We start from the raw sequence: 9,011 nt of genomic DNA, 5'->3' as shown, positions 1-9,011 counted from the left end.
CGCGCCTTCGCGGCCCCCCTTGGACAGCCGCCCAGCCCCTTCCGTTCCGTATCCCCCGGGGGATCACCACCGGCTCCGGCCGGAGCAGCGGCAACGCCGTCTCGTCGACCGCGCGCGGTGTCACGCCCGGGAAGGAGACGGACGGTCAGCACCCACGGGACTCACCTTCGGGCCAAGAGCTGCACCCACCCGTCATCGGGCCAGCCCGACGACTCTGGTCCTGAGCCGCGCCGTGTCCGGATGGCCGAGTCCCTCGAAGATTTCCAGGGCCCGCCGCAACTCGGCGCCGGCCTCTTCCGTCCTGCCCTCCGCCAGCAGGACTTCTCCGAGGTGGCTGAGGGTCTCGCCCTCGACCCAGCGATTACCGACGTCCCGGTGCGCGTCGAGCGCCTGCCGGTAGTGCTCGATCGCCTCGCCGGGGCGGCCGAGCCGGTGCTGGACGGTGCCGAAGATGTCGAAGGTGACGCCCTCGACCCAGCGGTTGCCGGTGACACGGAGCACGGTCAGTGCCCGCTGCAACTGCTCGACGGCCGCATCGAAACGCCCCAGCCTCTGGTAGGCGTCACCCAGGTTGGCCAGGGCGATGCCCTCGCCCCAGGCGTCGCCGAGATGGCCCCAGCAGACCTGGGCACGGCGGAGGTACTCGACGGCCTTGTTGCACCGGCCGGCCTTCAGGTATGTGTCACCCAAATTGGAGATCGACTGGACCCGCCCCACGGCGTCACCGAGTTCCCGGCGCTGGATCATCGCCCACCGGTGGTGTTCGATGGCCTCGTCATACTGGCGCGTTACTGTCAGTGCGCTGGCCAGGTCGTTGTGGGTCCATGCCTCGCCGGTGCGGTCGTGTGCGGCGCGGGCCGCCGCGAGGGCGATCCGGCAGGTGTCCAGCCAGTCGTTGACGTGGCTGCGCAAGTAGAAGAAGCCCCACAGCGCGGCGCTCAGCCGCCAGGCGATGCCGGGCAGGCCGGATGTGGCGGCCTGCTGGACGGCGGCTACGAGGTTCGGCCGTTCGGTCTCGCACCATCCGAGTGCCTCGTCGTGGGTGGCGAACGCCGACGGCTCGCAATCCGGGGGAACCGGCTCCTGGGGAACCCGGCGGCGGCGGGGCGCGAACCAGGCGTAGGCGGCGTCGGCGGTGTGCAGGTACCAGGTCAAGAGCCGTTCCAGGGCCCGCTGTTGTTCCCCGGCCGGGATGTCGATGCGCAGGCGTTCACGGGCGTACACGCACAGCAGGTCGTGCAGGGCGTACCGGCCGGGCGCGTGCCGGGTGACCAGGTGGAGCCGGGTCAGCTCGGTCAGCAGGGCACGGGTCGTACGCGGGGCCAGTCCGGCCAGGGCCGCCGCGGCGGGTACGGAGAGGTCGGGTCCGGTGTGCAGGCCCAGCAGGGCGAAGAGCCGCGCGGCCGGTGGGGTGAGGGCTTGGGAGGACCAGGAGAAGACGGCTCGGAGGTCCGTGCCGCGGTGGCCGCTATCGAAGGCGTCCAGACTGTCCTGGCCCTCGCGGAGTTCGTCGACGACGGCGGTCAGCGGGTAGTCGGGCTCGGCAGCCGCCCGGGCGGCGACCACGGCGAGGGCCAGCGGCAACCGGCCGCAGCGCCGGACGATCTCGGCCGTCGCGTCCGGTTGCGCCGACGTCCGCCGGGCACCCAGGCGGCGCGCCAGGAACGTGTGTCCCTCGGCGGGTGTCAGAGGGTGCAGGGTCAGAGGGTGCGCGCCTTCGCCCGCGACAAGGCCGGTGAGGCTGTCGCGGCTGGTGACGATGGCGAGGCAGCCGGGGGCGGCCGGCAGCAGGGGAAGCACCTGGTCGGTGTCACGGGCGTTGTCCAGGAGGACCAGTACGCGCCGGTGGGCCAGCACGCTGCGGTACAGAGCCGTCTGGGCGTCCAGTTCGGCCGGTATGCGCTGCGGGGGGACTTCGAGGGCGTCGAGGAGGACCCTGACGGCCTCCTCGGGAGTCATGGCGGGCGCGGCCGGGTCGAAGCCGCGCAGGTTCAGGAAGATCTGCCCGTCGGGGAAGCGGGCGGCGGCCTGTTGGGCCCAGTGCACGGCCAGGGTGGTCTTGCCGACCCCGGCCATACCGCCGATCGCGCTGATCACCACCGTGCTCGGCCGGGTCCCGTCGTCGGGTAACAGGTCGTCGATGCAACGGAGTTCCTCGACACGGCCGATGAAGGCGGCTTGGCCGGGCGGGAGCTGAGCCGGACGGATGCGGTGCGGGGCGGCTGGGAGGCGGGCCGGCGCGGTGTCGTCCGGCGCGGTGCCGCCCGGCGCGGTGATGTCCGCTGAGGTGTCCTCCGGTGCGGTGGTGTCCGCTGTGATGTCTTCCGGTGCGGTGGTGTCCGGTGCGGTGTGATCGGATGCGGCACTGACCGCCGTCACCCGGTCGTCCACGAGTGACTCGCGAGCGGCACCGCCCACCGACGACCGGCCGTCCACCAATGGGGCGACGGCCGGGTCCGTCGCACTTCCCCGACCGGCCGCGGCGGGAATTCCGGTGGCCGTGGCACGCCGGTGGGCCGCATCCGCGAGGATCCAGCGCCGGTGCAGTTCCAGAAGTTCAGCCGTCGTGGCCCGGCAGATCCGCGCGAGGCGCTCCACCGGCGTGAACCGGTCGGGAACGGCGGCGCCGCGGCAGTGGCGGTGCAGCGTCGACGCACTCGTGTGCAGCTGTTTCGCCAGAACCTCGTAGCTGAGCCCCGAGCGCTGCTTGAGCTGCCACAGCAGCGCGGCGAACCTCTCGATGTCGTCGGCTTGTTCCGTACCCGGCATCCGTCCTCCTCGCCGCCGGCGTCCCACGGGACGTCCCGCGTCGACCGTGTCCCCGCTGGTCCAGAGGGCTCGGCCGTCCCGGCGTCCCAAATGGTCAGCGAAGTCTGGCGGTTGAGACGTCCTGCCCGCAAATTCGGCCTGTTCCTCTGCCCGTCGGGCCGAGGACGCCACCGCGTCGTCAGAAGGACAGAACACGTGCGTAAAGCGCCGGACCGCTCAGAGAACGACATCACCAGCCTTTCCGGCGGGGGACGGGTGGCGCCCGGCGCCGGCCGGACCCCCACAGGGAGCCCTTCGTCCGCGGCGGAGATCGCACTCGTTCAGCGCTTCGCCGGCGACCGGGGGGCGCAGGCGCATGTCCACGGTGCCGGGTGCGGGCACCCTGGTGACGCGGACACCGAACCGGTCGGCGGTCAGGCACTGTTGCAGTCCGCGCTGGCTTCGCCCGACCGGCCTCTCCCGGGGCCGTTGCGGGCCGAGGCGGAGAGCTTCTACCAGAACGACTTCTCCGCGGCCCGGGTCCATGACGGTCCGGTGGCGCAGCGGGCCGCGGCGGCTCTGGGAGCCCGGGTCCATGACGGTCGGCACACATGTCCTGCTGGGCGAGGGGGCGGCCGGCAGCAAGGAGGTGATGGGCCATGAACTGGGGCATGTCGACAAGAACCTGCGGGGCATGCCGGAGACCGGCAGCGACAACGGTTCCGGGGTCAGCGTGACCGACCCGGACCAGCGCTCCGAGCGGGTCGCCGCGGCCGACGGAGCGGCGTTCGCGGCCGGCGCCGGTACGGCCCCCTCCCTCGGTTCCCGTCCCGCGCAGGGCCTCGCGCCGCGTCCCGCGCCCGGCAACGCGATCGTCGCCCGGATGCTGGCCCTTCAGTCCGCGGCGGGCAATCGCGCCGTCGCCCGCATGATGGGCGCCGCCGGGGCGCCTCCCGTGCAGCGCATGGCGGGGCACAAGAGTGACCGGGGTGAGGCCAGGAAGCCCTCCACCAAGCAGGTCAGGGACGCGCTCGACGCTCAGGTCAAGGAGTCGTGGCCCCAGCAGTTCGGAGGAGGACGGCACGGCCGGGGTCCGGAACAGGTGCGGATGCGGTACGCGCGTCCCATGGACGGAGACCGCACGGCGCAGACCCTGTCGCACCAGAGTTTCCTGCTGTACGACGCCATCTCGGCCGTCAACGAGGACAAGGGGGTGGAGAAGGACGAGGAACGCGAGGTGCAGGGCATGTTGATCAACAACCGGCTGCTTTTTGCCTCGAACTACAACGCGTCGATGCGCGCCCTGGGCGGTTATCAGACGGACGGCACCGTGGACACGTATCCGGATCTGGTGAGCAAGCACCCGAGTGCCAAACGGCGACTGGCCGGGCTGAAGGGGGCGGACGCCGAGGAGTACGACCAGCGAATACAGCGGGCCGCCGTGAAGACACAGGCCGTCCTGGCGGGCGCGCGGGGAGCGTACGACGCCACGGCCGCAGCTCTGCAGGAACGGCACGGCTCGCCGGTGCAGCTGCTGGACATCGGTGACAAGGACCTGCACGACTACCTCACCAACGAGGTTTACGAGGGGGCGGTCTTCTTGGTGGCCTTCTCCGAGGACGAGGAACTGCTCCATGCCGAACAGAAACTGATGCTGGCCCTGCACAGGTCGGGCATCGAGGCCGAAGATGTGCGAGGGGAACACGCCATTATGGGCCGGTACCGGGGCTGCCTCTGCTGCACGGCTGCCCTCGCGTACTACAAGTCGAAATTCCCCGGCCTCAATTACGACCCCAATCCGGGCTTCTACTACTACGAATCCCTGGAGAATCTCTACCGGCACCAGAAACACGTCATCAACGACCCCGAATTCCAGACCACCATGCTGGCTCTGGCCTCGGGCCTGCCGAGCACTCCCGCGCTCACGCGTATGCGCGCACCGATGGGCCCGGAGGGCCCGTTGGGCGAGACCATCGAGAGCGCCGGACAAGCGTCGCGGCGGAACTACCGGACTCCGTCCCCGAGCGACATGGGGATGGGGGTCGACGAGAAAGGCATGACGGCGTTCTATCCGTACACGATGGAGCAGGACATCGAGGGTGTGACGGGCTCCCGCGTCGGCAAGGGGTCGAAGAGGAGCCTGGCCAGGCTCAACGCGCCACGGATCATCAACAACATCGAAGACCGGCAGTACATCCAGCAGACGTGGCAGACGGGAACCGAAGAACAGCGGAGGGCGTGCTTCACCTACTGGGAGAAAGAGAAGAAGGCCACCCGTACCGAACTGGCCGAAATCCTCGACGAGGTGGACCCTCGGGGCGTACAGGCTTTGGTCAGTGCCATCTACCGATGTGTCGAGAAGCGCACCGGTCATGAGTCTCGTGACAGCGGAAAGGGCAAGGGAAAGGCCCCCGTCAGGCAGCCGCAGAAAGGCAAGTACGCCGAGAAGAAGCCACAGAAGGAGACCCGCAAGCCACTCGACAAGACGTCCAAGAACTGGTCGCGTCTTACGCAGGAGATCGAGGCGGATCCGGACTTCCACCAGGCGTGGTTGCGGCGCGAGAAAAAGCAGGACACATCCCACATCGAGCCGAGGAACATGCCCTTGGGGCTGCGCCGGCTCGTGCAGACCCTCAGCGCGCAGTACACCACCTCCTCGATGGCACGCAGACTGCACATCGCCGAAAGGTCGCTCACCCGTGAGGTCAAGAAGCCGCTGCCGCCCGTACCGGACGTCGGCACGTCCAGCGGTGTGGCACAAGCCCATGAGATCCCCGGACTGACCCGGTACGTGGACGAGGAGGGACAGACCCTTTACGTCGATGAACAGGAGAACGTGTTCGTGATCGACCCGGAGACCGGACGCCTGGTGCAGATCCACGCGAGCGCGGGCACCCACGACGCCATGGACTGGATTCCGGAGTGACCGTGCCTGCCCAGGACACACCGCCTCACACTCCGCCCGTTCAGGGCGGACGAACCGGGCGAAGCGGTGCGCTGTCCGACCGGCGGCATTCGCCTCTGCCTCCATCCCGACACGCCCGGCGGAGCCGAGGTCTTGGCGGTACCCGGTCCGGCCGCCGTTCGGCAGGGGCGGAGCGGTCAGGCCGCCGGGGACGCCTTCGCTCCAGGAAAATCCGCTGACGCGGACCGGAATCGGCTCCCGACCGCCCCTGGGGCGGGCGGCGGCCCGCCCGACGGGCTCCCGCCCGCCCCAGGAGCGGTAGTCGCCTGCGTCGGCGAGGTACCTGGGTCTACGGCGCCCTGCGCGTAACGGACGGCATCGAGGTCGGCCCACCGGCCCGGTCCGGGGAAGGAGGACAGCTGCTCATGGCGTCGGAGCGGCCGCTCCCGCCGGGCCGCTGTCATCGGGGAACGGTCCCTCCGGTCCCAGCGGACGGCCTTCCCACGTGACGGCGTGCCAGCCCTGGCCGGGCGAGCCGGAGAGCACGACGGCGCCCGTGTTGCCGAGCGCATGGCCGGATGCGAAGGCCACGTCGATGTTGTGAGCGCGGGCGGCCACCCACGTCCGGATGACCGCACCATGGCTGACCATCGCGACCGTCTCCGCTCCCGTCCGGGCCGCTTCGGTGACGACGGCATCGAACCGGCCCAGAGCCTCCCTGCCGTTCTCGCCGCCCGGCATCCGGCGTTCCGTGTCCCCGGCGGACCAGGCGAAGGCGGTGGCGAGGTAGACAGCGGCTGCCTCGTCGTCCCCGCGCATCTCGAGCTCACCCGCTTCCACCTCCCTGATGCCGTCCCGGATGCGGACGTCGAGCCCTGTGGCGGCGGCCAGCGGTGCGGCGGTCAGCTGAGTGCGTACGAGGGTGGAGGCGTACAGGGCTTCGATGTTCTCCTCCGCCAGGGCCGTGGGCAGGGCGGCTGCCTGCTGCTGGCCCAGTGGCGTCAGAGCCGGTCCGGGTGGCGCGGTGTCCAGCAGATGCTTGACGTTGGACGGAGTCTGGCCATGGCGGATGAGCAGCAGACGCATTCAGGAAGTACCTCCACTCGGCGGAACGATTGGCTTCACTTTGTCACCTCGGCTCCCGGCCTCGGCGGGCCGGTCCGCCGTCGGCGTTGTCCGGGCGCGTACGGAAGCGGCGCACGTCGGCCGCGGAGGCTGCCCGACCGGGTCCGGTGGGCCCTGTCGCCCGCCGCCGCTCGATATTCGTACGCACGAGCTATAGCGGAACGTGTGTGCCCATTGCGCACCGGGTCCGGGATCCAGGCCGTCAACCGTTTGTGTACTGACGGGATGTGCTCGGTGTGTCCGCGTCCGATGCGCGCAGTCGCAGGGTAATGACCGCGCCGAACAGCGGCGCGGCTGCACACCTTGGAGGATCGTCATGATCCGGCTTCACAGGGCCCTCGGCATCAGCACGGCCGCGCTGGCCCTCACCGCCCCGCTGACTGTCACGGCGGTGGCGGCCCAACCGGTCGCACCGCAGGCCCGGACCGTGCAAGCGGGCCCGGGCTACCACTGTCAGTCGGCCGACTCCGGCGACGAGGTGCACGGGACGGACTGCACGGCGGTCGGCGGCGCTCCGGAGAACGGAGTCATCACTGACGGCACCATCTCCAACGACAGCGGAACCTTCCGGTGCACCGTCGTCGCCGCCCACCTCCCGAACGTCGTCGGACTCAACTGTCACGAGGACGAGCCCGGACCGCAGCCCGGCATCTGACGCCGGCCGTCCACGACCGGGGCCGAGCGGGGGTGATGCCCCGCACGGGCCCGGTCCGCCGTGGCAGGACACCGAGTGTTCAGGTCCGGGGCCCGCTCGACCAGCCCGCCGGGCACCGTGGTGACCACCCGCCGGCAGCGGACAGTGCCGCGGATGCCGGGTTCGCGCATCGCGAGTTCGACGGTGCAAGGGGCCATCTGGTGGCTCTGCCGGTTCAGCTGGGCCGTGGCCGGCCTCCTACAGGAGTTCCGGCCCGAAGACCTCGCTCAACACCCGGGCGTCCCACGAACGACACCCGCGTACGGCCACTTCGTACGCGTCCGCATTCCTCGACGCGCTCGTGACCAGCGTGGACAGGACCAGCTGACGGAACCCCACCGACCTGGGCCCGACAACGGCGTACACGGCGGTGTCGGCCACGCCCAGGATCGGGGCGGTCCACGTGGCCGCCACCGCGCCCGCTGGCCGCAGCATCCAAGCGGGCGCTGCATCGGTTCTTTGGCCGCGGGAGGGGCGAACAGGGCCAGCTCCAGCCCGCCCGGCGGCAGTGTCCAGGCGTACGCCGCCCCGCACAGAAAGATCCGCGGCGCGCACACCGCCAAGCACATCTCCCACATCACCTCGACGGTGATCTATTCGTCGGAGCAGCGACGGCGCAGCCGGACCGCCGTCCACGGCGACGTATGCCGGTACAACTCCTCGAACGCCGCGCGGTCGCCCTTGGCCACCAGGCGGGCGAGACACCCTCGTCCGAACTGGTCGCGGTACGGTGTGGGGCTGCCGCGCCTTCCATCAGTGGAGAGAGGTAGAGCTTCAGGACTTCAGGACGGAAGGCGGAGACTGTGACGACGGGGGCGCTCTGGCTGGCGGCGATCGTGCTGCTCGGCTCATGTGTCCAGTGGCTGACCGGCATGGGCTTCGCGCTGGTGGCGGTTCCGGCCCTGATCCTCCTCCTGGGCCCCGCTCAAGGCGTGATCCTCGCCAATTGCGCATCCGGCGTGATCTGTGCGATCGGTCTGGCAAGCGGCTGGCGAAGGGTCCGGTGGGGCGCGATGGTCCCGCTCTGCCTGGCCTCGGCATGCACGGTCCCGCTCGGCGCGTGGACGACACGGCATTTGCCGGAGCCGACGCTCTTGATCGTGATGGGCGCCCTGGTGACGGCGGCTGTGCTGCTGGTCATCCGAGGACTGCGGGTCCCTGCCCTCAGGGGCCGCGCGGGAGCTGTCGGTACCGGCGCGGTGGGTGGCTTCATGAACGCCGCGGCGGGCGTGGGCGGTCCTCCGATCTCCCTCTACGCCCTCAACGCGGGTTGGACGGTCAGGGAGTTCGTCCCCAACGCCCAGTTCTACGGTCTGTTCGTCAACATCTTGTCGGTCGCGGTGAACGGCGTGCCACGGCTGGACGTCGTCCAGTGGACGTCCGTCGCCGCCGCGATGGCGGTCGGAATGATGACCGGCCGGTTCCTCGCCGCCCACACCCCCGAACGCCGCGCCCGGACGCTGGTGTTGGCACTGGCGTTGGCAGGCGGGGCGACGACGCTGGTGAAGGGCGTACTGGAGTTGTGAGACCCGCGATGCC

Annotated in this window: 7 protein-coding genes; 4 read left to right on the top strand and 3 right to left on the bottom strand. The window is 70.4% G+C overall.

Annotated elements, in window-relative coordinates; translation table 11 throughout:
- Positions 1-192: 192 nt before the first annotated feature.
- Positions 193-2,769, bottom strand: a complete 2,577-nt coding sequence (locus ACFV6E_RS07340; RefSeq protein WP_385167207.1) for a tetratricopeptide repeat protein — start codon at positions 2,767-2,769, stop codon at positions 193-195.
- Positions 2,770-2,859: 90 nt separating this feature from the next.
- Here ACFV6E_RS07340 and ACFV6E_RS07335 point away from each other — a divergent pair, with 90 nt between their 5' ends.
- Together ACFV6E_RS07335 and ACFV6E_RS07330 are read left to right on the top strand one after the other, a co-directional pair.
- The gene (locus tag ACFV6E_RS07335) at positions 2,860-3,411 is read left to right on the top strand and encodes a DUF4157 domain-containing protein (protein WP_385459818.1); all 552 of its coding nucleotides are present in this window, start codon (positions 2,860-2,862) and stop codon (positions 3,409-3,411) included.
- The gene (locus tag ACFV6E_RS07330) at positions 3,344-5,674 is read left to right on the top strand and encodes a hypothetical protein (RefSeq protein ID WP_385459816.1); all 2,331 of its coding nucleotides are present in this window, start codon (positions 3,344-3,346) and stop codon (positions 5,672-5,674) included. The genes ACFV6E_RS07335 and ACFV6E_RS07330 overlap by 68 nt, the downstream gene beginning before the upstream one ends.
- A 402-nt stretch (positions 5,675-6,076) precedes the next feature.
- Here the strand turns inward: ACFV6E_RS07330 and ACFV6E_RS07325 are convergent, their stop codons facing one another.
- Positions 6,077-6,739, bottom strand: a complete 663-nt coding sequence (locus ACFV6E_RS07325) for a histidine phosphatase family protein (RefSeq protein ID WP_385167210.1) — start codon at positions 6,737-6,739, stop codon at positions 6,077-6,079.
- Between the two features lie 355 nt (positions 6,740-7,094).
- Between ACFV6E_RS07325 and ACFV6E_RS07320 the strand changes: the two genes are divergently transcribed.
- The gene (locus tag ACFV6E_RS07320) at positions 7,095-7,433 is read left to right on the top strand and encodes a hypothetical protein (protein WP_385167211.1); all 339 of its coding nucleotides are present in this window, start codon (positions 7,095-7,097) and stop codon (positions 7,431-7,433) included.
- A gap of 237 nt (positions 7,434-7,670) precedes the next feature.
- Here ACFV6E_RS07320 and ACFV6E_RS07315 read toward each other — a convergent pair whose 3' ends face one another.
- The gene (locus ACFV6E_RS07315; protein WP_385167212.1) at positions 7,671-7,907 is read right to left on the bottom strand and encodes a hypothetical protein; all 237 of its coding nucleotides are present in this window, start codon (positions 7,905-7,907) and stop codon (positions 7,671-7,673) included.
- A gap of 368 nt (positions 7,908-8,275) precedes the next feature.
- Here ACFV6E_RS07315 and ACFV6E_RS07310 point away from each other — a divergent pair, with 368 nt between their 5' ends.
- Positions 8,276-8,998: a sulfite exporter TauE/SafE family protein gene (locus ACFV6E_RS07310; RefSeq protein WP_385459814.1), complete on the top strand. Its 723-nt coding sequence runs from the start codon at positions 8,276-8,278 to the stop codon at positions 8,996-8,998.
- The last annotated feature ends 13 nt before the right edge of the window (positions 8,999-9,011 follow it).

Source organism: Streptomyces sp. NPDC059785 (assembly GCF_042732375.1).
GTDB lineage: Bacteria > Actinomycetota > Actinomycetes > Streptomycetales > Streptomycetaceae > Streptomyces.
Note: the sequence above shows the minus strand (reverse complement) of the source record. Positions and strands in the feature narration are given on the sequence as shown.